This is a genomic window from Paenibacillus sp. FJAT-27812, assembly GCF_001273905.1.
Taxonomy (GTDB): domain Bacteria; phylum Bacillota; class Bacilli; order Paenibacillales; family Paenibacillaceae; genus Pristimantibacillus.
The window spans coordinates 2,426,766-2,453,385 of record NZ_LIGH01000001.1 but is presented as its reverse complement, the minus strand read 5'-3'; the positions used below and the strand labels follow the sequence as shown (position 1 = coordinate 2,453,385).

Sequence of the window (26,620 nt, the reverse complement as noted above, 5' to 3'; positions counted from 1 at the left end):
CTAAAAAATCAATAAACGATTCAATCGTATATTGATTATGAAAATAGCGCAGAGACGGCTCTCAGCCTCGTCTCTGCTTCCACTTGCAGCGGCGGCATTGCTATCGCCGCAGCTACCGCGGCGCGAGCGCGCGCCGCGAACGCTGCCGCCAGCCCTGCTGCGGCGGCGCGGGCAACCCATGGCTGCGCCGCCGCAGACGTCGCGGCGCTGCCAAAGCTGCCAGCCGCAGCGCGCCAGTCGGCTGCTGCGGCTGCAAGCACGCCCGCGGCAAGCTGCGCGGGCGCCGAGCTGCCGCTCGCGAGCGCATAGCGCTGCGGTGCGCGGGCACCCTGCGGTGCGCGAATAACCGCGCACCATTGCAGCGGCGGCAGAGCCGATATGCCGCCCGCACCCGCAAGATCCACCCATGCTTGCCAAGCGCGAACGCGCAGCAGCGCCTGCTCCAGCGGCGCCGAACACTCCCGCGCCGGCACAATCCCCCCGCCCGCTTCGCGAAGCGCAAGCGCGTACAAATAAAGCGCTCGCCGCTCGTCAGCCTCCGGCAATTGCTCCCACAGCTCGCGCCCCTGCTCGCAGTCGCCTAGCTGCACGCATAACAGTCCTCGCCAGAACAAAGCTTGCTGCTTGTGATCAGCCCCAAAAACAGAAGCTATTAGCTTTTCAACGATTGGAACTTCGCTATTTTTGACGTAGCCTAGTTTCCCCTCAGCCTGCGACCCGTCTTCATTCCGGGCAAGCGTTTCAAACCCTGCATCGCCCATCCGCTCCAGAAGCGCTTCGCCTACTGCCTTTATCTCCTGCTCACTACCCTCATCTAGCAGCTTGCTCAAAGCCTCCAACAAACGCAATCGAAATCGATCATCCACCGTCCCCAGCAGCATCAGTCGTTCCCATGCGGCTAAATAACGAGGCTGCCGAGCTGCCGACCTGCTGTAGCAATCTGCCGCCTTTTCCCAAGCGTACAAGCGCTCGCAAACTATGCCTGCCGCATGCAACGTCCGGTAGCTTCCCGCTCCAGGAGCGGTCGAATAATAGTCGGGAACACTCCCAATATGGAGTGCCTGTTCAAGCACAGCAAGCGACTCCGCGTTTCTATCCTGCTCTTGCAAAGCTAATGCCAACGCTTCATAAAGATCCGGAAAATCTGCAAATCCGAGCTCTACGATGCCTTTTCTCGCCCATTTCTCCGCAGCGTGAAGCCTGCCAAGCGCAAGACAGGCGTAGCTCAGCTTTAATAGAAGATCGGAAGCGTAGCCGTCATTTGCCTTTAATTGCTGCGCGACCGGTTCAAGCCAAGCTGCCGCCTCCGCCCAGTTGCGATAAGTAAAGCATTCTGTCCCCATGGCGTAATGCAGAACAGGATCTTCAGGATTATGATGCAGAGCAGCTTGCAAAATCCGCCTATTCCGCTCCCGCTTCCCCTTCCTTGCTACAACTTCAGCTCGATAGCCCTCATGCCACACTGTCACCGGAGCATAAGCCAGTGCCCTTTCCCCAAACGACGTTATGCTTGTAGCTGCCTCTTCATGCAGCGCTCCTCTAAACCGGATTTGCGGATCATTGCGAAACAAGCGGCATACCGCATCCGCAATAAAGGCATCGCCCGCTTCAAGCACGTTGCCTCCTTCTATGCTTGACCCGATCCAGCTGCACAGCTTAATGTAATATCCGGCGCATGCCGTATTCGCAAGCAAGTCCTCCCAAATATCCAGCGCGGCGGGCTCAATCCGTTCATCCGCATCCAGCACCAGCACCCAAGGCTGCTTAGCCTGTTCAAGCCCTAAATTGCGCGCTGCCGCAAAATCATCAGTCCAAACCGCGCGTACAACCTTCGCTCCAAAACCTTCTGCAATTTGGACCGTACGATCTGTCGATCCCGTATCTACGATGATGATTTCAGATACATACGCTTGAGCGGATGCTAGACATGCAGGCAAAAGGGTCTCCTCGTCCCTGACGATCATACATAACGAAACAGGCGGCTTCCTAGCCATAGTTTGAGTATTCGCGCTTACAGCGTCCTTATCCTCAGCATTCATCGGCGAGGCCCCCAGCCTTCCTCGCATGGAAGGAGCAGCCTAAGAGCAGTTACGGCTTTATTGGAGCGCTGCAGCCGCTCCAAATGCCAATCCGCTCGGAGGCACATCTCTGAAAATAAACCCGACGTACCTATCGGCGTTTGCACGGGTTCCTGCTCCTGCTCCTGCTCCTGCTCCTGCCCCTGATCCCGCAACAATCCCCGCTCCGTTTTCTGCCCCTTCTCCTCATCCCCCACTCCACCAATTCGCTCGAACCATGCCTCCAGCCGTCGTCTCTGTTCATCGCTATGCTGAGCTGCATGCCAGTTCACCCATTCGATGGCCGCCTGCTCGCAGCCGCTTTCCGCGATAACATCCGCTACCTTCAATACAGCCTCCTCATTATGGCAGGCGAGCTGAGCTGCCAGTATCGCCGCTAGTCGATCTGCTTCTCCGGCGATGCGCAAATATCTGCACAGCCTGTACAGAGGCGGCATTAGTGAGGAATGCTGACGGAGAGAAGCGATATACGCGCGAATAACGCCTTGTGTATCAAGCTGCGCTTCCTTCAGCCTGCCGAGCATATAGGACGTGCGGTAAGTGCCGATTCCATCCTCCGTATGATACTGCGGCGGAGCCGCTCCAAGCTGCAACGCCTTCTCGGCAGCATGCACTGCTTGTCGCAGCTGGCCGTTCTGCGCCAGCGATAATGAGTGATAATGGTGCATATCGGGATAGTCGGCGAATTGCGCCGTCCCCTTAGTTGCGGCATCAACCGATTCAGCCCAGCGATGAAGGGAAAGCAAGCTCCTCACTTCATATTTCAATACCAGATGCGCATAGCTTAGCTGTCCGAACCCTTCCTGCTTCTTGACGAAACGAAACGCCTCAAGCGCCTTCTCTGGCATGCCCGCCCGCAAAAACTCTACGCCCAAATTATAGCGATGAAAGACGTTATTCGGCTCTTCCAGAACCGCCCGCTCCAGCAGCTCCATATTGCGCTGCAGCTTATTTTTCTCAAGCACAATATCATGCCGATAGCCATAGTGAAAAATTTTTGCATCCGTCAGCCGAAACACGGCCTCCGGCCATCTCCGTAAAATAGAGGCCGCGATCTGCTCGTGAATTCTGCCTTCGAACCGAATATGGGGGTCATTGCGAAACAATCGCAAAACAGGGTGAACCGTCCCTCCCCGTTCATCGTCGCTTGAACCGACCACATTCCATATTTGCAAAAACAGCCCTGAAGCCTCGTGATCAGCCTCCACTCGCAGCTGACTGCCCGTTGCAGCATCAAGCATCTCGTCTGCATCAAGAAACAGCACCCATTCGCCTTGAGCTCGTGCAAGACCAACATTTCGTGCCTTGGCAAAATCCTGCTCCCACTCCGCCCGCACGACGATCGCCCCAAATTGCTCCGCTACTTCAATCGTGCGATCCGAGGAGCCTGTATCGACGATGATAATCTCGTCAACAATACCTTGCACGCTCTTCAGGCAGCGAGGCAGCTGCTGCTCTTCATTCCGGACGATCATGCATAAGGAAATCAGCTTCCGCAGCTTCTCCATTCGCTCGCCTCCTTTGCATGCCGTTCCATTTCGTTTTCCAGCCCAGCGCATCTAGGCGCTTTATAACTTCCTGCAGTCTGCTCGCATCGGATTCAGCCCAGCTTCCATCCCAGCCTCTGCTGCTCCCCGCGCCTGTTAACTCCAGCGCTTCTAAAGCAAGCTGCAAGCTGGCTGCGGCTGAACCGAGCGTTGATCGGTCTGCCGTACCGCCATCTGTCGACCATCCAGCCGACGCACCGCGCTCGAACATGCCCAGCGCTTCGCTATAAAGACTCTTATTGTAAAGCAGCTCACCCAAGCGAAACCAATGCCCGCTGTTTAAATCTCCTTCTTCCGAGAAACGGCGCAGCATCCATTCAGCGGCAGCATCCTTATAACCTTGGTCGTACACCACATGCTCAAAATATACCGATAGCGCTGCATCCGTATCCGCCAACCGCTTTGCAAGCCGAAGCATCCCCAAAGACACGGCTCGCTCAAGCAGCTCTTTGGCAATAGCCATTTCCTGCTTCTGGGCAAGCCAAGTTTCTTCCTTATTAGCCGAGTAAGGAGCATCTGCCAGCATCGTCTCGATTATTTTTAACCATCCGCTATCGCTCTCAGGCCATATCGCTTTAGCCGCGTAATCCAATTCTTCATCTGCCAGAGCACGGCTATCGTTCCAAAAGCACAGCGCTGCGGCTATCGCTATTTCCCGGAGCAGCGCTTCCCCACTTCCTCCTTGTCGCCGCTCCAGCTCCTTCAACAGCATTTCTCCCGCTTCCGCATAATGCCCCGTGCCGATAAGTGCGGCAGCAAACCCGTGAACATCCTGCAGCGATCCATGCTCAGCAAGCACATCGCTTTCCACACGCCTCCACAGCGGAAGCGCTATGCCAAAAGCGCCTATTCGCGTCAAGCATCGGGCAAGCCATAGTTCCCCTGATTGCGGCATGCCAACCACCTTTACGAGCCGGTCACGAATAGCCGTATCACTTAAACCTTTTTGGTGAAGCACGTCTGCCAGCCCACAGTAAGCTGGCTCCMAATGCGGAATTTCCGTTACCAATTGCTCGAACAGCAGCTCAGACCGCTCCAGCTCTCCTAGCTCCAGCCATACGTCAGCGAGTGCAAAACGTGGCAGCACGCCGCCCGCTTCCGCTTCCGATACATAACCCGACACGCTTTTGCCTACTGCAATAGCCGCCTCATAAGCTGCTGCCGCTTCAAGCAGCATGCCGGTTGAGCGAAGAGCATCCCCGTACAATAGCTGCAAATCCGAATAACCACTGTATCTCTCAGCCTCTGCTTGCAGCATAGCTGCGGCTTCCTCTGCATGATGAAGCGCAAGCAGTACTTTTGCGTAATCCCGTACTAAAGTTGGCCGAAACGGAGCATCTGCCGCTACCTCATCGAGCGCATGTCTGAACGCTATTCGAGCATCCTCCACTCTGCCAAGCTGGCACATCGTAACGCCATAATTGTAAAGGCAAAAAGGATCATTGGGACGCCTAGTCAGCTGCCTCGCAATGATCCGTAAGTTTCGTTCCGCTTTTTTCTTGCGCGCTATTACCGAAGGCTTATATCCATCATGTTTAATGGTTAGTCCGCTCTCGCTTATTGGTCCGTCAACATCAAGCACCCGGCCTGATTGGCTCCCGCCGGCTGCCGGCTTGACAAGCTGTTCGTGAATTTCTCCTACGTACAGGTATCCGCGATCAGCGCGAAATACCCGCACGGCATCATTCACCTGCTGATTGCCCACACCTTCAGAGCTCAGCTCATGCTCCATCCGAATACGAAGTGCAGCCGACGTCGTCCGCTTTAGCTCCTCCCGCAGCTTCAGCCCCGACTGAACAGACTCCGCCAACCACTCATCAGCATCCAACACGAGCACCCACAGCGTTCGTGCATGCAGCAAGGCTTCATTTCTAACTACGGAGAAATCATCCTGCCAAGCAACGGGCAGCACTCTAGCGCCATACCGCTTCGCTATATCTACCGTATCGTCTGTAGAGCCTGTGTCTGCAACAATGATCTCATCTGCAAATGCTTTTACGCTTTGCAAGCAGCGCTCAAGCACATCAGCCTCGTTACGCGCTATTACGTGTACGCCGAGCAGCATTCGCTACCCTCCCAAATAATAAATCATTATTTTGCTGAAGCACGCATTAAGTGCCTTGTCCGTTAAAATAAGCATCAATGGTTGTCGGCAAGCCAGCCGCGCTAGAACGATAGGAAAGTCTCGTATATTTCAAAAAGCGCTGCGGCACAAGTACGTCCACAGAGCCTACTGCGACTCCCGTTACCGTATCGACATCGTCATACCAGTTCGTTCCGTTAGCGCTGATCTCTACCCGCGCATCTACCGCATTCGTACCTGGGCCTCTATTGTATACAAAAAACGAATACGTACCGAATACGCTCGTCGTTACGGCTGGCAAAGGCGTGAACGCATCGACCGTCGGAAGGTTCAAGCTGCTCGATTCTTGGAAGCTCTTCTGCGAAATGGACGTCACACTGCTTAGTGTTCCCGCCGTAATTGTCGCTCCAAGCACGCTATTGACTGTACTCAGCGTTCCCGCGGTGATCGTCGCTCCGAGCACACTGTTAACCGCGCTCAACGTTCCCGCTGTAATCGTCGCTCCGAGTATGCTATCGACCGTACTTAGCGTTCCCGCGGTGATTGTCGCTCCGAGCACACTGTTAACCGCGCTCAACGTTCCCGCTGTAATTGTCGCTCCGAGCACACTATTCACTGTACTCAGTGTTCCCGCCGTGATCGTCGCTCCGAGCACGCTGTTTACTGTGCTCAACGTTCCCGCCGTAATCGTCGCTCCAAGCACACTGTTTACTGTGCTCAACGTTCCCGCCGTAATCGTCGCTCCGAGCACGCTGTTGATCGTTCCTGCCGTGATCGTCGCCCCGAGCACGCTTGTAATCGTCCCCGCGGTAATGGTCACGCCCATGAGGTTGCTGATCGTACCGTCTAACATAATATTCAAAATATGACCTGCGGTGTCAGTCGCTAATGCTTGCGGGGTATCCGTGCTGTCTCTGCCGAAAATGAGTGTGCGTAATTTATCCGGATTGGGGTTAAACGACGAGAAGTTTGGCATTGTTTATTCACCTTTTTCCTTTGGGAATGTGTGCGGCCACGAGGGAGGGCCGGCTATCTGGCTTGCTGCGCTTGAAAATAGACTTGCAGCACCGTCGGCTGCCCTTGCTGCTCAGACTTCATTTTCAGCCGAGAGTAACGCATGAATTTGGAAGGAACAATGACCTCCGTCATCCCCTTCCCTACTACACCCTCTATGTCAATCGCATAATCGGAGCCGTTAGGACCCACTTCAAGACGAAGCTCAGCCGGATGCTCGCCATGATTAACAACGGCGTACGAGTACATCATTTTGTTCGAGGTATCCTGCATCGGAAGCGGCTTGAAATGATCGGTAGTCCTCACGTCCTTATACACAATTTCACAAAATCTTGAAGGCGTGCAGGCTGCGGAATGCTTGCGATGACGGCATTTGCGATTGCGTTTTGGTCTTCTCGGAGGTGATAAGGAATGTTTATTACAAACCTTTTTCTTAACAGCCCCTTCACAACGACTCGCTGATTTTGGCATCTCCTCTTCTTCCCCTCGTGTCCATGCTTCGATAATCTATGTCATTTCTACAAGGTTTGAAACGGCGATTGTTACTTCTTTCATGAATTTAGACCCTAAAAATTCCACATTACCCAAACTAACAAGCTGTTGGCGCCATATAATGCTCATGATAGAACTCTATTCAAAAAAAGAAGAGGTCTTCCCTATGACAAATAACGCGGTATTTAATAATGAGAACAACCCCCTTTATATGCTCATCAATAATCCATACAGCACCTCTGCGTCTATCGCTCCGCCAGAGACAAACGCCTCAAGCAATGGAAGACTCTTTATGGTTACAACTGCAAGCGCAGCAATTGCCGGAGGCTCGAACCAGCTTGTCCAAATTACAAATCCTAACTTGAGCGGCCGGTCCTTATATATTTCTAGAATCTCCGGCGGCACTACTTCAGCGGCTACCCTTATCTTATATTCCGGCGGGACTGTAACGGGTGGAACTACGCCCACTCCCTTTAACTGCCAATTCGGAAACGCTACAACCAGCATCGCTACAGCAAGAACATCCTCCGGCACAGTCGGCGGCACGCCAACCCAATTCATGTCGCTGCCGATGGCGACAGGCATGTTTAATCTTGATTTTACTGGCGGCATCATCGTTCCTCCCAACCGTTCCATAACGCTTTCTCTCGGCCCGGGCGCCATTACTGCTGCAACGAATATCACATGGTGGGAGGTTTAACGTGCCTAACTATAATCCGATTGACAACCCCCGTAACGAGGCTTTTGGCGAGGCTGTAAATGGCTATAATGATCCAGGCTCCGCTTCCTTTCCTACAACCGGTGCCGCTCGAGCGGGCAGATATTTTTCAGCTGAGGCCAATACCAGCGCAAGTCTAGGCGTACTCGGCGGAACCGTTAACATCACCATACTGCTAAACAATCCGGCCGCGAGCGGCAAAAAATTACTCGTTCACAGTATTGGCGGTACAATTGACATCTCGCTCAGCTTGCTTTCCAGCTTTTCAGGACAAGTAACGATGAACAGCGGGGGCACGCTCACCTCCCCTTCGGCGGTGACTGCTTCTAATTTGAATCTAGAAAGCTCTGTAACCAGTGCCGCAACGCTTACCTCTTCAACCAGTGCGCCAACCGGCGGGACTACCTTCATGATCTACCCCCTTTTCCCTCAGCCTTTTCGTTTAACTTACACGGGAGGAATTGCCATTCCTCAAGGCCAATCCTTGGTCGTCAACGTAAGAGGATCACTAACGCTGCTCGGTTTGCTCGGTACGAGAGTCAATATTTCTTGGTGGGAAGCCTAAATGCAATCGAATTTCCCTATCTTATTTCACACACGATTTTTTCTGCCCTCCGCTCACTCGATCAACGTTTTAATTTTCAGCATCATTGAAATAAAAGTTTCATATTTTTGTATTTTTAACCCCTAAACACAAACAAATATCAAACATTAAATTTCGATAAAATATCACTTAATAAAAGGGATTTTTCAAAATATCCATCTATGAACCCGAAAAAAATATTGCATATTTAAACCTAATTCACACATCCATCTTCACATCGTAAATGCAGGTCTCAAAGACTCCCAAACACAAAAAAATAGATAGAAACGAAATTTCCGTTTCTATCTATTTTCAACTTGTCATTTCAATAAGCTTCCTATCCAGCATTAAACGTGAATTCAATATATGCAGATGCGTTAGCGTACGGGATGAGGGACCAGATCCGTGATCGCTTCATCGTTCTAAGCTGCTGCAATAGAGTAAGACAAGCCCAGTAGGAAGCCGTATTTTGCCCGTGAAAAAGTGAATAAGCAAGTGTCCGCAATAGATTCGGCTACAACCCTTTAATAGTGCCCGGTATCTAGCTGCTATAGCCATATTCCGTTGATTCCGTGCCATAGAGTTGACCAAAGCAGCTCTGCTTTATTAATGCGGCTGCTTCTACAGCATCCTTAAACAAAACTTTTTCTTTCGGGAGGCTAGCAGCTGCCTCTCTTCCAAATAAACAGCAGCCCTTTGCCGTTTACGCATATTCCGAGTCATTTCACAGTTTGTCCCTTGCTCGCTGAACAAGATTTCGCCAACCTGCTGCACTTCTCGCTCTAAATCGACTAAAAAAGCCATTAACTGGGCTTTTTTTCGCCGGGAAGCCGCATCTATTTCATTTTTCAGTGAGGGAGCACTAGAGCAGCTGTTCGATATCGGCCTTCATATCGAGGGGCTCGTCGGTCGATTCGAACCGTTTGATGACATTGCCTTCCCGATCGATCAAGAACTTCGTGAAGTTCCATTTGACCGAGTTGCCCTCAAGGTAGTGTGGCAGCTTTTCCTGAAGGAAGGCGTTGAGCATTTTGCCGCTAGGGTCGCTAAGCTCAAAACCGTTAAAAGGCGCTTCCTCGGTCAAATGCTTAAATAGCGGATGAGCCGTTTCGTCCCTTACATCCGTCTTAGCAAAAAGAGGGAAGGAGACGCCGTAATTCAATTGGCAAAAGCTTTGCACATCAGAATTGGCTCCTGGCTCCTGCTCGCCGAACTGGTTGCTAGGGAATCCGAGAATTTCGAGCCCTTGCTCTTTGTACTCCTCGTACAGCTTCTGCAGATCGGAATATTGCGGCGTAAAGCCACATTTGCTAGCTGTGTTGACGACAATCAACACCTTGCCCTTATATTGTTCCATGCTTATTTGTTCACCTTTAATGGTTTCTAGCTCATGCGAATAAATGCTCATAGTTTACAGCCTCCTGTAGGTTCACATATATTTCAGTAAATTAAATTGCATACAATTTAATTACTAGTAAAGAATACCATAAAATTTCACGGCTTGTCAAACCAAATAATTAGAAATTCACGGACAATCGGAGATTATAAAAAAATAAAAGGACTGCTCCCTAAGCGAGTGGCCTCGCCTCTTGAGAGCAATCCTTTCTTCAAACGGTTTACGATGACGCCGGCTTCTTTCTTCCGCTTAACCAATCCGTGAACAACCCATAATCATGCTCTACCTGATCGGCATAGGAAATTGCCCAGTTCGCAATCGACGTGCAAAAGGCATCCTCGTCATTGCCCATCGCCTTCACGATTTCCACTTCACTGTGGTAGGCAAGTATGCCTTGAGCTACATCAGCATCCGCGCGCGCGTGCATCTTAGCCATTAATTTGCCCATACTGTCCGTCACCGACAGCACATCACCGACCGTTTCAAGCGATTCCAGCTTAAGCCGCTTCTTATACGGGGACCGCTCGCGCACGTAGAACTGCCTGTCTCCGATCGACAGCCATCCAAGGTAAGGGTCGGCTTCGTGGTGCATCGCCTTCTGCGTCATCGTCACCCTCTTGCCCTGATGCTCGAACATCGCCCAAAACGTTTCGTTATAAGGCATGAAGTACGCCGGAACCGGAACGCGCACTTCCTTCACCTCCAGCACGACATCATCCTCACCCTGCGCTTCTTCGCCAGCTTCAATCAGTACATAGAAACGGTCGAGCCCGATAGAGGCCGTCCCTGAGCCATGCTTCACCGCGATATCCTTCACCTGAAAATGGCGCAGCTCCTCCGCATCATCAGCTGCGACCGTAGCCAAATAACCAGGCCAAGCTTCCAGCAAAGCCGCTCGCTCTTCGTCGGTAGGCGGTACGATCTCATCGGTCGAAGCAAATTGCCTATGCTCCTGTACGAGTGCCGTCACCTTCTCCAGGAAGTGCTGGTCCTTGCGTTTTTGCAGCTTTTTGAGCAGCTTCTTCACCGGACCCTCCGCTTGCTCAATGTCGATCGCAAACGTGCCGGGATCATCCTTCCCTTTTACGAATCGACGCATTTGCTTGGAATAAGCCTGCAGATAAGCTTCAATCGCGCTGATCTGGTTATCGTAGGTCTGCCCCTTGAGCCTGCCGACAAGCGCGATGCTCACGGACATCCGCAGCAGGTCGTATAAATAAGAGCCCAAATAACCTTCATCAAAATCGTTCACGTCATAGACGAGCGTCCCCCGTTCATTCCGAAAGGCGCCAAAGTTCTCAAAATGCAAATCGCCTTGAATCCAAGTCGGACGATTCAGCGGCGTATGGTAAGGAAACCATTCCCGGGATACGTCAAAATAAAACAAATAAGCGCTGCCGCGAAAAAACGAAAATGGCGTCTCCGACATTTTCAAATATTTTTCCTCGCGTTTGCCGCGCGCAAGCTTCATTATTTTTTGATCAAACTCTTGAAAAATTGCGGATAAAGTCCGCTTTCTTAGCTTATTCTGCGTCAGCTTTACCCGTTCGGTCAGCTTCGGATCCATAGCTCTTCCCCCATTCAGACTATGACTCTACTTTTTGCAGCCTCATATAATCGCTAATCATAGCAACCCGCCAAGGTATAATCATGCCAAACGCCAGCAAATAGAAGATAGCGCCGGTTTGCGGGATCGACATATACTGCTCCACGACGCTATGAAGCGACAATCTAATAATGAACAGCGTCAGCATAATAAATATAAACGCCTTCGAGCGCCTGACATAGATTTCGGATTCCACGCGCTCTAGGCGCGTCGTAACGATAAGCGGAAATGCAAAGATCAGCATGCCGGTTAGAAAAGCGGACAAGCCCCACACCCAAGGAATATGAGTCGCCGAGAATGCAAACATAACGAAGCCCGTTGCCATGCCAAGCGGAGGAATGATGATTTTGCGCAAGGAGGTGGGCTGTTTCCCGGCACGAATACGAAGAATGATAAGCGTAAGCCCTGCTAAAGCCGATACAATGATCGAGCTCATTTGAATGAAATAGGTAGAGAACAACACCGCGTCCTCCCTTATGTATTGGTATGAGTGTCTTATTATTTCTTTCATCGTACTGCAAAACAGGAATCACTGCAAACCGCAGTATAACCGCTAAGAAACTTATGGCGTTTTACTAGCGTATACCCCTATAATTGGAAAAAAGGTATGTTAAGGAGAGAGTTTACTTGCAGACGAATGCACAGGCAGAATCCCCCTATGAATGGCCAAATTCTTCCGCGGCTTCATTATTGCCCGAAACCGGCGGCGGCATGCAGCAGGAGCTTCAGAGAGTATGGCAAAAGCTTGCTTTTTGGATGCGGGTATCTGCCGTTTTCACGCTGTTATTTGGTCTATTTCAAACCTGTATCGGCATCATCAACTTTGGCTGGGGAACGATTGCCGGGCTTCTCGAGCTCGTCATTGCCGTTTTGCTCCTCATCATGGCAAGCGCAGCGAAGCGGCTGCAAGCAAATCCGGGCGAAGAGCAGACGATCACCAAGCTTGCGCGGCATCTCACGCTGTACTTTAAGCTGCAAGCCGCTTTTGTCTTCGTTTTTTCGTTCGTCATTATTATGCTTGTCGTGACGATTTTGCAATTTTTAACCGACTGGGACTGGCTCGTCCATCTTGTCAATGAAGGCAAAAAGCTGGACAAGCTAGTCATTAAATTACAGGGATGGTACGAAACGATCGCGGATTGGGTGACGAAACTATTCGGATAGCCGGCTGTTTTCCTTCCTATTCCGTCTCGCCAAGGCGATACGCCTTCGGCGAGATGCCCTCCTGCTTCTTGAACACCTTGCTAAAATATTTCTCGTCATGAAATCCAACCATTTCGGCGATTTTCGTAATGCGCAGGTTCGGATTGACCATCAGCAGCTTCGCTTTCTCGATTCGTTTGCCGGAAATGTAATCCGTAATGTTGATGCCATACTCCTGCTTGAACTTGCGCGACACGTACTCGCGGCTGACGAAAAACCGTTTCGCAATATCCTGCAGCGACAGCTCGGCTTGATAATTTTGCTCGATAAAGGCTGCAATGTCGCTCATTTTCGCTTTCTCTTGCGCCTGACGCTGCACGATTGCCAGCGATAACCGCATTAATAGCAAGCGAGACCACTCGCGCCAATCCTGCAGCGATAGCACAGCAGCATTCACATGCGGCGACTTCTCCGCAAGCTCCTCCAGAATCATCAGCGTCTCCTCGTCCGCCGCATGGCGGCCTTGTGCATCGCGATTCATTCTGACACAGAAAAGAAGCGCATCCGTCTTATAATCCTCAAGCATTTGCGGCGACAAATACCCGCTCGAGCGTGCCGCTTCAAGCCACAGCTCCGATGCAGCGGCGAGCTGCTCCTCATTGCCGCTAAGCACCGATAGCTTCCACTCTTCTTCCCATTCCGCGAAAGCGATTCTACTGCCGCTCTTGGCCTCTTCAAAGAGATGAATATAGTGATTGGCATCCATCATATTCCGGCGCCACAAAGCAGTTAGCGCATCATCGTATTGGCTCGGCAGCGCATCAGGAAACGCCCCCGGCATGCTCGTTCCCATATGGATCCGGCGCTGAAGCGTCACAAATAAGCCCTCATTGATGGCTTGAAGAACAGCGGGCATCTGATCCACTTCTTCCCATAACGCAATAACGATTTCCGTAGGCGCTCCCCAGTGCCGGAAGGCGACGCCCTTTTGACCCGGCAGCAGAAACTCATTGCAAATATTAATAATCGCAAAATGAAGCAATTCACTGTCCCACGCGAAGCGCTCATGCAGCTGTCTGTCGCCTGCATCAACCTGCATGAGCGCAAGCCGCGCAGCGCGCGCCCCTTCTGGAACGAGCCGCTCCTCCCGCAATCTGCGCAAAGCCGCTTGCGCCGTAGCCGGCTCCGTGATTAACCCGGTAAGCAGCTTCTCGCCATAGACCGGCTTGAATTCATTAAGCCGCATGCTCTGCTTTTGCCGGTCAGCCCGCTCCTTCTCCTCCACCCGCCACTGCGCGGCTGCCTTCGCCACCGCCGCATTAATAGCCTCCGGTTCAATAGGCTTCAACAAATAATCGATTCCGCCATGCCGGACTGCCTCGCGTACGAAGTCGAAATCCCCGCGTCCGCTCACGACTATAAATTTGATCGTTCCGGCAAATTCATTTACCGCTGCCATTAGATCAACGCCGCTGCCCTCCGGCATCATCATATCCATAATGACAATGGCGGGCTTGTCCTGCCTCATCCGCTCGATAGCTTCGAATCCGCCGCTTGCTTCCTCTATTTCATCAATGCCATGCGTCTCCCAGTTCACAAGCAGCCGAACGGCTTTTCTAACGCGTGCTTCATCATCCACGATCAGTGCTTTCATCATTCGTCCTCCCCTCATCCACCGTCCTCTTAATCAGAAGCGTAATCTGTACGCCTTGAGGCTCTTTGTTCTTGATCTCAAGCCGCGCTTCATCGCCATAAACCATCTTCATGCGCGCCAGTACATTGTTTAAACCAATCTTCGGCTCGGCATCATCCTGTGCAAGCTTTAACGATCGGTTGATATTATCCGCAGCAAGCTTCGTTTGTTCCTCTATGCCGCTTGCGCCCCGGGCCGGAGCATCCTCCCGCTCTCGATGCGAATAGGCTACACTAGCCAGCTCTCGGCGCAGCTCGGACAACCGCCCCTCTGGTATCGCCGCCCCGTTATTTTCGACAATGATTGCAAGCAGCCCATCCTCACGCTCATGCGCACGCAGAAGCAGCACGCCATCCTCCGCCGACTTATCCATGCCATGCTTAAAATAATTTTCAATAATGGGCTGCAAAATCATTTTCGGCATTTGCGCTTCCATCAGCCTATCGTCCACATCGACATGAAAAACAAACCGATTCTCATAACGCTCCTTCTGAAGCTCCACATAAGCCTTCAAATGATCCAGCTCATCCCGCAGCGTAATGGCGCTTGCCTCATTGTCCATGCTGTAGCGCATCATGCGAGCAAGCGCGGACAGCAGCGCATAAATGCGCGGCACTCCCAGCTCCAGCGCCAATGTCCCGATAATTTGGATCGTATTATTTAGAAAATGCGGATTAATCTGCGCTTGCAGCGCCCGCAGCTGATTCGTCTTATTCGCCAGCTCCAGCTTATACTCGCGCAAAATTAAATTGTTGATCGTATCCATCATGCTTCGGAAGCGAACGACAACAAGGCCGATTTCATCATTTCCGGATGGCTGGATCGGCACGTTCAAATTGCCGGCTTGCACCTGGTTCATATAGCGGACCAGCTGCTTGACGGGAGCCGTTATGCGCAGCGAAACGACGATGGTCGCCGTGACAATAACGGCAAGCGACAAAGCGAGCAGCATAAGATTAATAGCCGCGGCTTGATTCGCCTCCCGAATAAGGTAGGAAGTCGGAATGCGTTTGATGATCGTCCAGCCCGCTACCTCCGTCTGCACTCGCTCATAGACGAGCAGCGCGCCGCCTTGCTCAAAGTGGCCGCTCTCCTCGCCGCCGGCTGCCAATGAGCCGCTGAACCAAGACGCCTTAAGCGGCTTTCCAAGCAGCCTTTCATCATCTGCAAATACGACATAGCCGTTATCGTCGATCACATACAAATCCTCTTCGCCGACGTCATAGAGCTGCCCCACGATGTCTGTAAGCAGCGACAGCTTCACATCCATCGAGACATACCCAAGCTTCTCGCTAGAAGGAATCCGCTCAATGCGCCTGTGCAGCGTGAAGACCAGCTCGCTGGGCTGCTGGGGCTGCAATGAGGAAAATCCATACGTATGGCTTTTATGAGTCGGTTGAAGCGAAATGCTCTCACCGCTGCCTACATAGGCATCCAGATCCGGGAAAGGCGCGATATCGCTCGCCCGCTTGGCGCCCGCTACATTCGTGACGATCGTAGCCCGTTTGCCGAGGCTGGCGTATAAGTAAACCTGGTGCACCGCCGGCACCGAGGACTTCATATAAGATAGAGCCGCGAATACGCGGCTGTCCGTCTGAAAGTCGGCTAATCCCGTTTGCAGCTGCCGATACAGCTCTGCATCCGAATACACGTTAAGCGAACCGAGATTAAGCTCCTCCAGAACGGCGGTTACGTTCCGCTGCCCTTGATACAGCAGGTTTTGCGCATCCTCGAGCGCCCTCTCCTTCATTGACTTCGCCGTATAGCTGTAGGTCACAATCATCGTCGTCACAATCGGCACGATGGTCGCAATCAGCATAAAAACAATTAATTTAGTCCGTATGCTATTGAATCTCAAAACTAAGCCGCCTCCGCTCCCGATCAATATATTGCACCTGACCGGTCACATCCGTCGGTGTTTATCACTCTCTGTCCCTTGCATAATTAAACATACAATAGTTTTCTGGTGAAAAGAAAGGGGAGTTGCAACGATGGGCAGCAAGAGAATGTCTGGATGGTGGCCGCAATTGGTGTTTGTGGGGCCCGTTACCGTCTTTTTTCTACTTATTATGATTATCCCGTTTCTGCTTGGCATGTACTACTCGTTTACCGATTGGAACGGCGTTGCAGGGACTGTAAATTGGGTCGGGTTCGACAACTTCAAACAAATTTTTACGAATGATGCCGACTTCTGGTCTTCCTTCTGGTTTACGATTCGGTTCACCGTCGTTGGCGTTATTTTAACCAACTTGGTCGGGTTCTTCCTAGCCTACCTGCTTACAAAGAAGCTAAAATCACGCAACGTCCTGCGGACGATTTTCTTTATGCCTAACGTAATCGGCGGCTTGCTGCTCGGCTTCATTTGGCAGTTTATATTCGTAAAAGGCTTCTCCACCGTCGGCGACATGACCGGCTGGTCCTTCTTCAACCTTCCTTGGCTTGGCGATGAAACGACTGGCTTCTGGGGCATCACGATGGTATTCGTCTGGCAGTCAGCCGGCTATCTGATGGTCGTGTACATTGCTTCCCTTACGAACGTTTCGAAGGAAGTGCTTGAGGCTGCTGAGATCGATGGCGCCACTCGCTTGCAGGTGCTTCGCAGCATTATTTTGCCGCTTATTATGCCTGCCGTTACCGTCTGTCTGTTCCTTGCAATCTCATGGTCGTTCAAAATGTTCGACCTTAACCTATCGCTCACCAAGGGCGGGCCGTTCAAATCAACGGAATCCGTCGCGCTCAACATTTATGCGGAAGCGTTCCAAAACAACCGCTACGGTCTTGGTACCGCTAAGTCGCTTATCTTCTTTATCGTCGTTGCCGTCATTACGCTTATACAGGTTCGCGTCACCAAGAGCAAGGAGGTTGAAGCTTAATGGATACGAAAAAATATACCGGAAAGCTGTTCATAACCGAAGCGATCATGATTATCGTCGGCCTATTATTCCTTGCGCCCTTTTATTTTCTGCTCGTTAACTCGGTTAAGCCGTTCGGCGAAATTATGGCCAATTCGGCAAGCTGGCCGCAGGTGTTCAACTGGGAGAACTACTCCCGCGCTTGGAAGTTGACGAGATTCCCGCAAGCCTTCAGCAACTCCATGATCATCACGGTCGTCACCGTTGTTCTGACCGCTCTCATCAGCGCGATGGGCGCTTACCGGATGGTTCGTTCCAATACGCGCTTTAACCGCATTTTGTTTATGCTTTTTGTAGCCGCTATGGTTATTCCGTTCCAGTCGATTATGATCCCGCTCCTAAAAGTCGTGAACGTGCTGGGCGTCAACAATAGTATGTACGGTCTTATTATGTGTTATCTCGGTCTCGGCGCTCCGCTCTCGCTCTTTCTATTTCACGGCTTCGTCAAAGCGATTCCGCTAGAAATTGAAGAAGCGGCGACCGTTGACGGCTGCAACCCGATTACGGTATTTTTCCGAATCGTGCTTCCGCTGCTAAAGCCGATGCTTATGACCGTCATTATTTTGAACTGCCTGTGGGTATGGAATGATTACTTGCTTCCGTCGCTTATTTTGCAGAAGCCCGATATGCGTACGATTCCGCTTGCGACCTTCGCGTTCTTCGGACAATATACGAAGCAATGGGACCTTGCGCTTCCAGCGCTTGTACTTGGCATAACGCCTATCGTAGCTTTCTTCTTATTATTGCAGCGTTACATCGTTGAGGGAGTTGCGGCTGGTTCGGTTAAAGGCTAACGCTTATAATCAAACGGTCGATTCCATATACTAAAACTTGAATCAAGGGGGATTTGCATCATGAATAAAAAGCTGACCATGCTATCGCTTAGCCTTGTGCTGGCCATGAGCATCATCTTGTCCGCGTGCGGCGGAAGCAACAATGAAGGCGGCGGCACGGACAAAGACAAGGGCGAGACAAAAACCGTAACCATTTTCCAATTCAAAACCGAAATTGTGGAAGGCCTTAACGAATTGGCTGTGGAGTTTAATAAAGAATACCCTAACATTAAGCTGGACATTCAAACGGTAGGCGGCGGCGCTGACTATGGCGCTTCCCTCAAAACAAAGTTCGCGGCAGGCGACGCGCCTGACATTTTCTCTAATGGCGGTTACGCAGAAATGGAAATGTGGCTGGACAAGCTCGAGGATCTATCCGACCAAGCATGGGTGAAGGATCTTGTACCTTTGGCTGCTGAGCCTATGACCAAAGACGGCAAAGTATACGGCATGGCGATGAACCTTGAAGGCTTCGGCTACATCTATAATAAGGATCTTTTTGCTAAAGCGGGCATTACGGAGCTTCCGAAAACGTACTCTCAGCTAGAAGCTGCCGCTAAAACGTTAAAAGCAGCAGGCATTACGCCGTTCGCCAACGCGTACCAAGAGTGGTGGCTGATGGGTAACCAAGGCATTAACCCTGCATTTGCGCAACAACCGGACGTCAATGCTTTTATCGCCGGCCTTAACGATGGCTCTGTAAAGATTCCAGGCAACGAAAAATTCGCAGAATGGGCCAAGCTGATGAAGCTGACGGTTGATTACGGCAACAAAAACCCGCTGACAACGGATTACAACACGCAAGTATCGTTGTTTGCCAGCGGCGAAGCTGCAATGATGCAGGAAGGCAACTGGGCACAAGTGCAAATCGACAGCATCAATCCTGATATGAACCTAGGCGTGCTGCCGATGCCGCTTGGCGAGGATGCTGAAGCGAACGACAAGCTGAACGTTGGTATTCCCGCTAACCTTGTAATCAACAAAGAATCCGACGTGAAGGAAGAAGCGAAAACATTCCTGAACTGGCTCGTTACTTCCGATATCGGCAAAGAATACATCGTGAAGAAATTCAAATTCATTCCTGCTCTTTCCACGATTACGGCTACTCCTGAGGATATGGGCGATATCGGAACCGAGGTTTACAACTACGTACAAGCTGACAAAGTACTTGGTTTGCAATCCTCGAAATACCCCGATGGCGTAACGCAGGAATTTGCCAGCGTCATTCAACAGTACATCGCAGGCAGAATCGATGAGTCCGCATGGGAGACTGGCATGCAAGGCGCTTGGGATAAGCTGAAAAAATAAGCTTTAAATAAAGAAAACAGCCGTTTAACCGTCCATCATGGAGGTTGAGCGGCTGTTTTTGTATTTATCTCAGAGAAGGGCACGCTCGCATTGGCAGGCTCTTCGTTTTTATTCTTTGCCCAGCTTGCGCGACACCTGCTCGGCAGCATGCTGCACCGCTTGGATCGATAGTCGCCTTAGCTTATCATCAAAGCGGTATTTGGGACCGGCTATCGACAAGCTCGCCACAAGCGCTCCTCTTGAGTCGAATATAGGCGCGCCAACTGCGCATACATCGGGATCAATTTCCCCCTGTGTGAGCGCATAACCCTGCTCGCGGATATGATGCAGCTCTTGCAGCAGCGTATCCTTGGATAAGTTCGGCGCAAATTTGTCGAGCACGTTCTGGATCGTTTTTTCGCTCTCGTAGGCTAATATGGCTTTGCCTGAAGCACCCAAATAAAGCGGCAGCATTCTTCCGTTCTCGGCGGAATATTGAATGAGCGCCTTGCTCCTGACCGTCTGAATGCTGATCGCGCTTGTGCCCGAACGGACAAACAGCAGCGAGGTCTCGTTCGTCTCCTGCGTCAATTCCTCCATGATAGGGAGTGCAAGCGGTACCAGCTCTCTGTGCACCTGTTGACTGAGACTCCGCGCTAGGTCCAATATCCGCATGCCAAGGCCGATTTGCCCTTTGCCTCTGCGCTCCACGATCCCATTCTGCTCCAGCGTTTGCAAGAAACGATAAATGGAGCTCTCCGGTATGGATACCTTCTGTGCGATGTCGCTCACGGACAAAGCTCCGTCCGCTTCGGCAAGCGCAAAGAGGATGTCCAGCGCTCTGCTCAGCGTCTGTGTTCCATTCATCGACCTTGCTTCGGCATTTGTGCTTGGATTCTCTTCTATATATTTAGTTGTCAGCTTATAAACCCCTTTCCCCGAGATGGGCTGCCGGTTTCTCATCATCTCCCAGATGATGAATGAGCGTACCGCTTTTCAATAGCTTATATGCGGCATGGATATCTCCAGTCAGGCTTCGATCCTGATCCAAAAAAGGAATGACGGACCACCACGCGGTCTTTATTCCAGCCTACGCCCCGGTTAAAGCCGTATATAGGAACATCGCTTGATGACTGGCTTAACACAAATTTTCCGGAGCGATCAAGCCCTTGCCAAGCTTCCTCCGCAATTTCCACACGAGCAAAATCATCCGCTACCCGCTGCACGTCTTCTATCGTCAACGTACTTCCATTCAATAAAAGGCTCCGGTCCTTCTGCTTGGTGGTCATCGGCCTATTCCTGTATGCCTTCCAGCGCGTAGGCTGCAAGCGGTATGCCAAGCGCCTTCTCTACCTCAGGATATACAGTTGGATCTTTGACGCTTGAGCTTAACGGAACCTCGCTCTTATTGATGGACAATACGGCAAGCTTGCTTCCTACCTCCACATGACCGACGCTGACCGGCAAGCCCGTTTCCGTAGACAGCGTCGTAATGACATCCGGGTACGTCGTTAACCGATTGCCGCGGCTGTCGTCGGCTGCCATATATTCATTCATTACGTGAAGGGTGATCGTATCTCCATCTACGTTCACATCAATGGTCCCAATATCGAAAGCACCTGAATAATGGACTTCTCTGCGCGTAACCACACCCTCCCCAAGAATGGTACCGTTTGTCTGAGTGACAATCGTATCGATCACCGCCTGCGCGCCTTGCGGCTGCGCTGCGATAATCGCCTTGCCAAGCTCGATTGCAATCGTGATGCCGCCGATTGCAGCATGCTTCTTAATGTAGGAAGCCGGTAGCGGATGGCGCGCCGATGCGATGAAGCCTCCCGCTTGATCGGCGGCCGTACGCAATATGTTTGAAGTCTTAGAGGGCGAGCCTTTGACAACCAGCTCAAGATAAGAGCCATTTTCGCGTTTTCCTCCGACGACAACTTGAATCGTTTCGAAATCGTCCAAGGCGGCGAGTCCCATCGAGCCCATTTTCCCAGTTGGATGAGCGCGTATGTCCCCTGTTGCATCAACGACAACCAAATCAAGCAGCGCGGCCGGAAGCCAGCCGTTAATGGTGCTCGACATCCCGTTTTGAGGAGTCATGACGCCCGCGATTTTGCCATCGTAGTTCTCTTGCAGCAGCTTCACCGCTTTAATATAATCCGTTCCAAGCATTTGCCAATCTGTCCCTGCCGGCGCACCAATCGCCGTTGCGGTAATAATAATAGCGTCATCTGGAAGCTCATCGACGGATACGAGCCGCGGCTGCCCGATCGCTACGGCCGCTCCTCCGATTTGCAACCCATGGTCCACCCAGCCCCCGCCTCCGCATGCAAAGACGGAGCCTCCTCTTACCGCTGCCCATACATCCTCATTTGTCAGAATACGCATCGTCATTCCCCCTATTTCATTCTCGTTTACGAGTTTGTTATAATCCGCCTAATTCCTTTGCGCTCTACTTCATCCAGCGATTCCTCATACCCGGCATCTGCGTATCGCAAAACGCCGAGGCCAGTATCATTATTTAACGTAGTCTCTAGGCGAATGCCGCTTTCAGCTGACCCATCCGCAACCAATGTAACGCCAGCGCTTGTCATGTAACCGGAATATCCGCCGCCGCCAGAGTGAATCGTCACAAGATCAGCCATGGAAGAGCAATTCAACATCGCGTTCAAAAGCGGCCAATCCGCGATGGCATCGCTGCCATCCTTCATTTTCTCCGTCATAATATTGGGATGGGTCATCGACGCGGCATCTAGATGATCGCGTGAGAATGCCACCGGACCGCTCAAAATGCCCTCTCGCACCATTTGGTTCACGGCAAGTGCAAGCTTCGTCCGTTCCCCGTGACCGAACCAGCCAATTCTTGCGGGCAAACCCTCAACGGGGACATGCTCGCGCGCCAGCCGAATCCAATTGACGATAATGTCGTTATCTGCGAACGCTTCGAGAATATATTCGTCGATCACTTGTATATCGCGTGCCTCGCCGCTGAGCGCAACCCAGCGGAAAGGGCCGATAGCCCTTGCGAACAAAGGTCGGAGGAACGCTTCTGTGAAAATATCAATTTCAAACGCCTGCTCCACGCCGTACCGCTGCGCCTGTGAGCGAATGTTGTTCCCGTTGTCGAACACGATGGAGCCCCGTTCTTTAAATGCCAGCATCGCCCTTACTTCCCTTGCGATAGAAGCACCAGCAGCATCCTGCAGTCTAGCGGGCTCCTGTTCTCTCAGAGCCTGTAGGTCCTCTGCACGGTATCCGGCAGGAATATAGCCATAAAGCAAATCATGCGCAGAGGTCTGATCCGTTACAATATCGGGCACGATGCCGCGCTGCACAATGGCTGGATAAATATCCGCCGCATTGCCGACAAGCCCCACCGACAGCGCTGCCTTGTTCTTAACGGCATCCTCGATCCACTCAAGTGCCTCGTCCAAGCTGTCCGTCTTACGCTGCAAATAACCCGATTGAATGCGGCGGTCGACCCGCTCCTCGGATACTTCAACGCAGAGAATAGCAGCCCCGGCAAGCGTTCCGGCAAGCGGCTGCGCGCCTCCCATGCCGCCAAGGCCGGCGGTAAGAATAAACCTGCCGTGCAGATGGCTGTCAAAATACTTCCTCGCGATGCTCTGAAAGATCTCATAGGTGCCTTGAACAACGCCTTGGGACCCAATGTATTGCCACGCCGCAGCCGTTAATCCGCCCCAAATGAGCAGACCTTTTTCCTCCAGCCGGTAAAAGTTCTCACTCGTAGCCCATCGCCCGACCAAATTGCAATTCGCCATTACGATCAGCGGCGCAAAGCGGTGCGTCTTAAATATGCCGATCGGCTTCCCTGATTGGATCACCAGCGTTTCATCTTCTTCCAGCTCTTTAAGCGTTCTCACAATTGCATGGTAAGAAGGCCAATCGCGTGCTGCCTTAGCGAGTGCCGCATATACAATCAAATCCTTCTGGTTCTCTCCGTTCTCGAGCACATTCTCCAGCATCCGAAGCAGCGCTTCCTGTCTCCAGCCTTTGCAGCGAAGCTCCGTGCCCCTAGCTGCGGTTATTCGTTCCATTAGGATCATCCTTTCCTCTTCATTATCCAGATTTTCCTACCTCTGCTGCCGGCTTCTTATTCCATGAATAAGTAGAAATAAATACGCCCGCCAATATAATAATTCCACCGAGCAGCTGAGTCGCTTCAATGGCATCCCCTAGCAGCAAGAAGCCTGCTAGGAGAGCGATAAATGGCGGCAAATTGTTAAATAGCGAGGCGGTTCCGGCTCCCACAACCGCAACGCCGTGGGTCCACCACCAGCCTGCCAGCACATTCAGCAGCCCGGCGGCGGCAAGAAGCGCCCACATGATGCCATCCCTGCTTACTTCAAGCTTGCTAAAAATACTTTCGCTAGCCGCAAGCGGGAGCATAAGCGATCCGCCAATGAACGCGGAATACAGATTAACCGAAAACGCCGAAAGCTTTTGAGACAACCTAGGAATAAACAACAAGCTGACCGAGAAGCCCAGCATCGCAATAATTAAATAGAGATCGCCAATCGACACGCCAAGGGCTGAGCGGCCCGGGACCACAATGACAAGGACGCCTGTGAAGCCAAGAAGCGCCCCGCCCAGCTTTTTGCCTTCCAGCCTCACCCGGAAAAATACGGCCTCCAGCAGAAGGGTCACCAGCGGAGCAACCGCATAAATAAGAGAGCCATTAGCAGCAGTCGAGTACTGTAGTCCAAGAAAATAAAAGGGCTGCTGAATCAAGGTGAAAAAAAAGGAGGACGCGAGCAGCAGCAGCCACTCGGTCCTTGTTGGTTGCTGAAGGGACTGCGTTCTGCTAATGGCAAACAGAACCACTCCCGTCACTAGAATCCGAAGAAAAGATAAGAGCACGGGTGAAAAACCTCTAAGCAGATAAGCGCTAAGGACGTAGCTGATTCCCCACAAAAACGTAACGGCAAACAGCCCCATGTAAGCCGTTTTACTCGATGGCAGCGCTGCTGGCATTACGACCACTCCCTCATCGGCGGCCTGATCATCAGAAGGGAGACGCGGAGTTTTTGTAAGGGAGCCGGTCCTCTTCCTGCAGCTTCCACTGCACGCCATCGATATAAATGGCATCTACTTCCTCATTGTAAAAGCTGAGCCGCCCGGCTATTTCATGTACCTCTGGCAGCGCTTCGGCATAGCTCCACACAATATCTTTGGTCGTTTGCCCATCCTCGTGTAGAGCGGACCAATAGGTGGCGGTCCCTTTGTACGGGCATTGCGTCGTCGTAGCGGACGGCTTCAGCAGATCGAACCGAATATCCTCTTTCGGCAAATAATAACGGGGCGTCAGACCGGTTTCGTACAAAATAACCGGACGACGGCTATCCGCGATCAGCTTGCCGCCTATGTACACCTGCACATGGCGGGAGCTTGGAATCGCGTCGATTCGCGAATACGGATCTCTGGCATGCACGAAAATTTGCTCTTCTTCCTCATACCACGCATCCGCTTGCTTCCAGGCAAAGGAGATATAGCCTTTAATGATCGAGCTCTCGCCCGCAGGTTCCGGATATTGCCATGCTGCCCGCTCGAATACAAGATTATCGACTGTAATATCTCCATATACAGCCTCCCCCTTGTTCCCTTGATTCTCGCGCTGCTCCGACCAAGCGATAAGCTCCGTCTTCACATCCTCCAGGGGGAAATAATAGACAGGCAGCCTGCCCGTTTCCGTCACGACCAATACTTGCTTGCTATCGGCTACCGTAACTCCGCCAAAGACGACACGAATCCATTTGGGGCTGCGCTCCGCTCGAATTTGCCACCCTTCGCGCTGACCGTCCCGCAATGACCATTGTGGATCTATATGCGACATTTCCCATCACTCCTTTGTCTTAAATACGTACCGACGTATTCCGATTGGCTGGTCGCTGCAAATTCAAGTGGTCGCGAAGCGTGCGGCCTGTATACTCCGTACGGAACAAACCGCGGCGCTGCAGTTCAGGAATAACCAAGTTAACGAAATCATCGAGGCTGCCCGGCAGATGCGGGAATGCGATATTGAACCCGTCAGCCGCGCCGTTTACGAACCACTCCTCCAAATGGTCAGCGATCTGCTCCGGCGTACCGGCGAAGCCGCGCTTGTTCGTTACCCGCTGATACAACTGGCGAAGCGTCAGAGGCTCTTGCTTCAAAATTTCCAGTATCCGTTCCAAACCGCTCTTGCTCTGATTAAAGCTATCGATTTCAGGAATGAAAGGCAGCGGCTCATCAAGCGGATAGCCGGAAATATCGTGACCCAAATAATGCGACAGCAAATCCAGTCCAAGCTTCTGCGGCGTCAGCTCCTCAATTACCGCAAGGCGCTCCTTGGCCTCCGACTCCGTACGGCCGATAATCGGCATGATGCCCGGCAATATTTTCAGCTCGTCTGGATGCCTGTTGTATTTGACCATTCTGTCTTTAATATCCTTGTACAGCCGCTGTCCATCCTCCAGCAAGCCGCCCGGCGCAAACGTCGAGCCCGGGGCAAAAACAACCTCCGACTTGGCAGCCGCCAGCTCTTTGCCAGCCTCGGATGCGCCTGCTTGGATAAGCACGGGATAACCTTGCGGCGGACGAGATACGTTAAGCGGCCCTCGCACGTTAAAATCATTGCCTTTATGGTCCAGATTATGAAGCTTATCCTTATCCGCAAAATAACCCGTTTCTTTGTCGAAGAGCAGGGCATCATCCTCCCAGCTGTCCCACAAGCCTTGCGTCACCTCTACGAATTCGCTTGCCCGCTCATATCTAAGCGCATGCTGGAGATGCTTCTCCTTGCCGAAGTTGCGCGCTTCCTCATCCGTTTGAGAGGTTACGATATTCCACGCCGAACGTCCGTTGCTTAAGAAATCGAGCGTAGCCAGCTTTCTAGCGATATGATAAGGCTCGTTATACGTCGTGGAGATGGTCGCAGCCAGCCCGATGCGCTCGGTTACAACCGATAGTGCCGATAGAAGGGTGAAAGGCTCCGGCCGGATGCTGTTGGAATGGCTTACGCCCGATTCGAACCGATCCCAAACGTACAGCTCATCCGCATAAAAGAACATATCGAACTTGCCGCGCTCGGCCGTCTGCACAATTCGTTTGTAATAATCGAAATTAAGCAGTCCCTCCGCTTCCGCCTCCGGGTGACGCCAGCTGGAAATATGCTCGCCTGCGGGAAAATACATCATGGCGCCTAATGCCATTTGTTTTTTTGGTGTGCTCAT

The 26,620-nt window shown here is 51.9% G+C and carries 23 protein-coding genes; 6 read left to right on the top strand and 17 right to left on the bottom strand.

What is annotated here, in order from left to right; genetic code table 11:
- Nucleotides 1–35: 35 nt before the first annotated feature.
- From ADU23_RS10545 to ADU23_RS10525, 5 genes are read right to left on the bottom strand one after another with little or no spacing between them, the layout of a single operon-like run.
- A complete protein-coding gene (locus ADU23_RS10545) occupies nt 36–2,039 on the bottom strand; it encodes a tetratricopeptide repeat-containing glycosyltransferase family 2 protein (RefSeq protein WP_053373709.1) in 2,004 nt (667 codons plus the stop codon).
- The gene (locus tag ADU23_RS10540; RefSeq protein ID WP_053373708.1) at nt 2,036–3,586 is read right to left on the bottom strand and encodes a tetratricopeptide repeat-containing glycosyltransferase family 2 protein; all 1,551 of its coding nucleotides are present in this window, start codon (nt 3,584–3,586) and stop codon (nt 2,036–2,038) included. The genes ADU23_RS10545 and ADU23_RS10540 overlap by 4 nt, the downstream gene beginning before the upstream one ends.
- A complete protein-coding gene (locus ADU23_RS10535; RefSeq protein ID WP_053373707.1) occupies nt 3,537–5,690 on the bottom strand; it encodes a glycosyltransferase family 2 protein in 2,154 nt (717 codons plus the stop codon). The genes ADU23_RS10540 and ADU23_RS10535 overlap by 50 nt, the downstream gene beginning before the upstream one ends.
- Nucleotides 5,691–5,736: 46 nt before the next feature.
- Nucleotides 5,737–6,684 (bottom strand): DUF6385 domain-containing protein, encoded by a 948-nt coding sequence (locus ADU23_RS10530; protein WP_053373706.1) that lies wholly within the window; start codon nt 6,682–6,684, stop codon nt 5,737–5,739.
- A gap of 53 nt (nt 6,685–6,737) precedes the next feature.
- On the bottom strand, nt 6,738–7,040 hold the full coding sequence (locus tag ADU23_RS10525) for a DUF6385 domain-containing protein (protein WP_053373705.1): 303 nt from the start codon (nt 7,038–7,040) through the stop codon (nt 6,738–6,740).
- A gap of 340 nt (nt 7,041–7,380) precedes the next feature.
- On the opposite strand from ADU23_RS10525, the gene ADU23_RS32070 reads away from it, so the two are divergent.
- Both ADU23_RS32070 and ADU23_RS10515 read left to right on the top strand, forming a co-directional pair.
- Nucleotides 7,381–7,914 carry a hypothetical protein gene (locus tag ADU23_RS32070; RefSeq protein WP_082198452.1) on the top strand — a complete coding sequence of 178 codons (534 nt, stop codon included), beginning with the start codon at nt 7,381–7,383 and terminating at the stop codon, nt 7,912–7,914.
- Nucleotide 7,915: 1 nt separating this feature from the next.
- Nucleotides 7,916–8,497, top strand: coding sequence for a hypothetical protein (locus ADU23_RS10515; RefSeq protein WP_053373703.1), 582 nt, complete (start codon nt 7,916–7,918; stop codon nt 8,495–8,497).
- Nucleotides 8,498–9,377: 880 nt separating this feature from the next.
- Here the strand turns inward: ADU23_RS10515 and ADU23_RS10505 are convergent.
- The 3 genes from ADU23_RS10505 to ADU23_RS10495 form a co-directional block, all read right to left on the bottom strand.
- A complete protein-coding gene (locus tag ADU23_RS10505) occupies nt 9,378–9,923 on the bottom strand; it encodes a glutathione peroxidase (RefSeq protein WP_053373701.1) in 546 nt (181 codons plus the stop codon).
- 208 nt (nt 9,924–10,131) lie between these two features.
- On the bottom strand, nt 10,132–11,478 hold the full coding sequence (locus ADU23_RS10500; RefSeq protein WP_053373700.1) for a DUF2252 domain-containing protein: 1,347 nt from the start codon (nt 11,476–11,478) through the stop codon (nt 10,132–10,134).
- 19 nt (nt 11,479–11,497) lie between these two features.
- Nucleotides 11,498–11,980, bottom strand: coding sequence for a CcdC family protein (locus tag ADU23_RS10495; protein WP_442950605.1), 483 nt, complete (start codon nt 11,978–11,980; stop codon nt 11,498–11,500).
- Between the two features lie 164 nt (nt 11,981–12,144).
- Between ADU23_RS10495 and ADU23_RS10490 the strand changes: the two genes are divergently transcribed.
- Nucleotides 12,145–12,681 (top strand): DUF5362 family protein, encoded by a 537-nt coding sequence (locus ADU23_RS10490; RefSeq protein WP_053373699.1) that lies wholly within the window; start codon nt 12,145–12,147, stop codon nt 12,679–12,681.
- A 16-nt stretch (nt 12,682–12,697) separates the two neighbouring features.
- Here ADU23_RS10490 and ADU23_RS10485 read toward each other — a convergent pair whose 3' ends face one another.
- Together ADU23_RS10485 and ADU23_RS10480 are read right to left on the bottom strand one after the other, a co-directional pair.
- Nucleotides 12,698–14,314, bottom strand: a complete 1,617-nt coding sequence (locus ADU23_RS10485) for a response regulator transcription factor (RefSeq protein WP_053373698.1) — start codon at nt 14,312–14,314, stop codon at nt 12,698–12,700.
- On the bottom strand, nt 14,292–16,211 hold the full coding sequence (locus ADU23_RS10480) for a cache domain-containing sensor histidine kinase (RefSeq protein WP_053373697.1): 1,920 nt from the start codon (nt 16,209–16,211) through the stop codon (nt 14,292–14,294). The genes ADU23_RS10485 and ADU23_RS10480 overlap by 23 nt, the downstream gene beginning before the upstream one ends.
- Before the next feature lie 133 nt (nt 16,212–16,344).
- On the opposite strand from ADU23_RS10480, the gene ADU23_RS10475 reads away from it, so the two are divergent.
- Genes ADU23_RS10475 through ADU23_RS10465 form a run of 3 tightly spaced genes read left to right on the top strand, consistent with a single transcriptional unit; the run spans nt 16,345 to nt 19,406 of the window.
- Nucleotides 16,345–17,226: a carbohydrate ABC transporter permease gene (locus ADU23_RS10475; RefSeq protein WP_053373696.1), complete on the top strand. Its 882-nt coding sequence runs from the start codon at nt 16,345–16,347 to the stop codon at nt 17,224–17,226.
- Nucleotides 17,226–18,059 carry a carbohydrate ABC transporter permease gene (locus tag ADU23_RS10470; protein ID WP_053373695.1) on the top strand — a complete coding sequence of 278 codons (834 nt, stop codon included), beginning with the start codon at nt 17,226–17,228 and terminating at the stop codon, nt 18,057–18,059. The genes ADU23_RS10475 and ADU23_RS10470 overlap by 1 nt, the downstream gene beginning before the upstream one ends.
- Nucleotides 18,060–18,119: 60 nt before the next feature.
- On the top strand, nt 18,120–19,406 hold the full coding sequence (locus ADU23_RS10465) for an ABC transporter substrate-binding protein (RefSeq protein ID WP_053373694.1): 1,287 nt from the start codon (nt 18,120–18,122) through the stop codon (nt 19,404–19,406).
- A 108-nt stretch (nt 19,407–19,514) separates the two neighbouring features.
- Here the strand turns inward: ADU23_RS10465 and ADU23_RS10460 are convergent, their stop codons facing one another.
- The 7 genes from ADU23_RS10460 to ADU23_RS10430 are packed head-to-tail and all read right to left on the bottom strand — an operon-like array spanning nt 19,515 to nt 26,620.
- A complete protein-coding gene (locus ADU23_RS10460) occupies nt 19,515–20,348 on the bottom strand; it encodes an IclR family transcriptional regulator (RefSeq protein ID WP_231637349.1) in 834 nt (277 codons plus the stop codon).
- A gap of 41 nt (nt 20,349–20,389) precedes the next feature.
- Nucleotides 20,390–20,641 carry an aromatic amino acid lyase gene (locus ADU23_RS10455; protein ID WP_197286057.1) on the bottom strand — a complete coding sequence of 84 codons (252 nt, stop codon included), beginning with the start codon at nt 20,639–20,641 and terminating at the stop codon, nt 20,390–20,392.
- A gap of 37 nt (nt 20,642–20,678) precedes the next feature.
- Nucleotides 20,679–21,776, bottom strand: a complete 1,098-nt coding sequence (locus ADU23_RS10450; protein ID WP_053373692.1) for a DUF917 domain-containing protein — start codon at nt 21,774–21,776, stop codon at nt 20,679–20,681.
- A gap of 26 nt (nt 21,777–21,802) precedes the next feature.
- The gene (locus tag ADU23_RS10445) at nt 21,803–23,455 is read right to left on the bottom strand and encodes a urocanate hydratase (protein WP_269433072.1); all 1,653 of its coding nucleotides are present in this window, start codon (nt 23,453–23,455) and stop codon (nt 21,803–21,805) included.
- Between the two features lie 13 nt (nt 23,456–23,468).
- Nucleotides 23,469–24,383 (bottom strand): DMT family transporter, encoded by a 915-nt coding sequence (locus ADU23_RS10440; protein ID WP_053373691.1) that lies wholly within the window; start codon nt 24,381–24,383, stop codon nt 23,469–23,471.
- 31 nt (nt 24,384–24,414) lie between these two features.
- Nucleotides 24,415–25,242, bottom strand: coding sequence for a DUF427 domain-containing protein (locus tag ADU23_RS10435; RefSeq protein ID WP_053373690.1), 828 nt, complete (start codon nt 25,240–25,242; stop codon nt 24,415–24,417).
- A gap of 19 nt (nt 25,243–25,261) precedes the next feature.
- A complete protein-coding gene (locus tag ADU23_RS10430) occupies nt 25,262–26,620 on the bottom strand; it encodes an LLM class flavin-dependent oxidoreductase (protein WP_053373689.1) in 1,359 nt (452 codons plus the stop codon).

Bases quoted from the DNA above. Each gene is read 5' to 3' on its own strand.
- ADU23_RS32070 (WP_082198452.1), top strand. From the start codon at position 7,381: ATGACAAATAACGCGGTATTTAATAATGAGAACAACCCCCTTTATATG.
- ADU23_RS10470 (WP_053373695.1), top strand. From the start codon at position 17,226: ATGGATACGAAAAAATATACCGGAAAGCTGTTCATAACCGAAGCGATC.
- ADU23_RS10475 (WP_053373696.1), top strand. From the start codon at position 16,345: ATGGGCAGCAAGAGAATGTCTGGATGGTGGCCGCAATTGGTGTTTGTG.
- ADU23_RS10460 (WP_231637349.1), bottom strand. From the start codon at position 20,348: ATGAGAAACCGGCAGCCCATCTCGGGGAAAGGGGTTTATAAGCTGACA.
- ADU23_RS10485 (WP_053373698.1), bottom strand. From the start codon at position 14,314: ATGAAAGCACTGATCGTGGATGATGAAGCACGCGTTAGAAAAGCCGTT.
- ADU23_RS10465 (WP_053373694.1), top strand. From the start codon at position 18,120: ATGAATAAAAAGCTGACCATGCTATCGCTTAGCCTTGTGCTGGCCATG.
- ADU23_RS10445 (WP_269433072.1), bottom strand. From the start codon at position 23,455: ATGATCCTAATGGAACGAATAACCGCAGCTAGGGGCACGGAGCTTCGC.
- ADU23_RS10440 (WP_053373691.1), bottom strand. From the start codon at position 24,383: ATGCCAGCAGCGCTGCCATCGAGTAAAACGGCTTACATGGGGCTGTTT.
- ADU23_RS10505 (WP_053373701.1), bottom strand. From the start codon at position 9,923: ATGAGCATTTATTCGCATGAGCTAGAAACCATTAAAGGTGAACAAATA.
- ADU23_RS10545 (WP_053373709.1), bottom strand. From the start codon at position 2,039: ATGAATGCTGAGGATAAGGACGCTGTAAGCGCGAATACTCAAACTATG.
- ADU23_RS10430 (WP_053373689.1), bottom strand. From the start codon at position 26,620: ATGAGCACACCAAAAAAACAAATGGCATTAGGCGCCATGATGTATTTT.
- ADU23_RS10530 (WP_053373706.1), bottom strand. From the start codon at position 6,684: ATGCCAAACTTCTCGTCGTTTAACCCCAATCCGGATAAATTACGCACA.
- ADU23_RS10540 (WP_053373708.1), bottom strand. From the start codon at position 3,586: ATGGAGAAGCTGCGGAAGCTGATTTCCTTATGCATGATCGTCCGGAAT.
- ADU23_RS10450 (WP_053373692.1), bottom strand. From the start codon at position 21,776: ATGCGTATTCTGACAAATGAGGATGTATGGGCAGCGGTAAGAGGAGGC.
- ADU23_RS10435 (WP_053373690.1), bottom strand. From the start codon at position 25,242: ATGTCGCATATAGATCCACAATGGTCATTGCGGGACGGTCAGCGCGAA.
- ADU23_RS10500 (WP_053373700.1), bottom strand. From the start codon at position 11,478: ATGGATCCGAAGCTGACCGAACGGGTAAAGCTGACGCAGAATAAGCTA.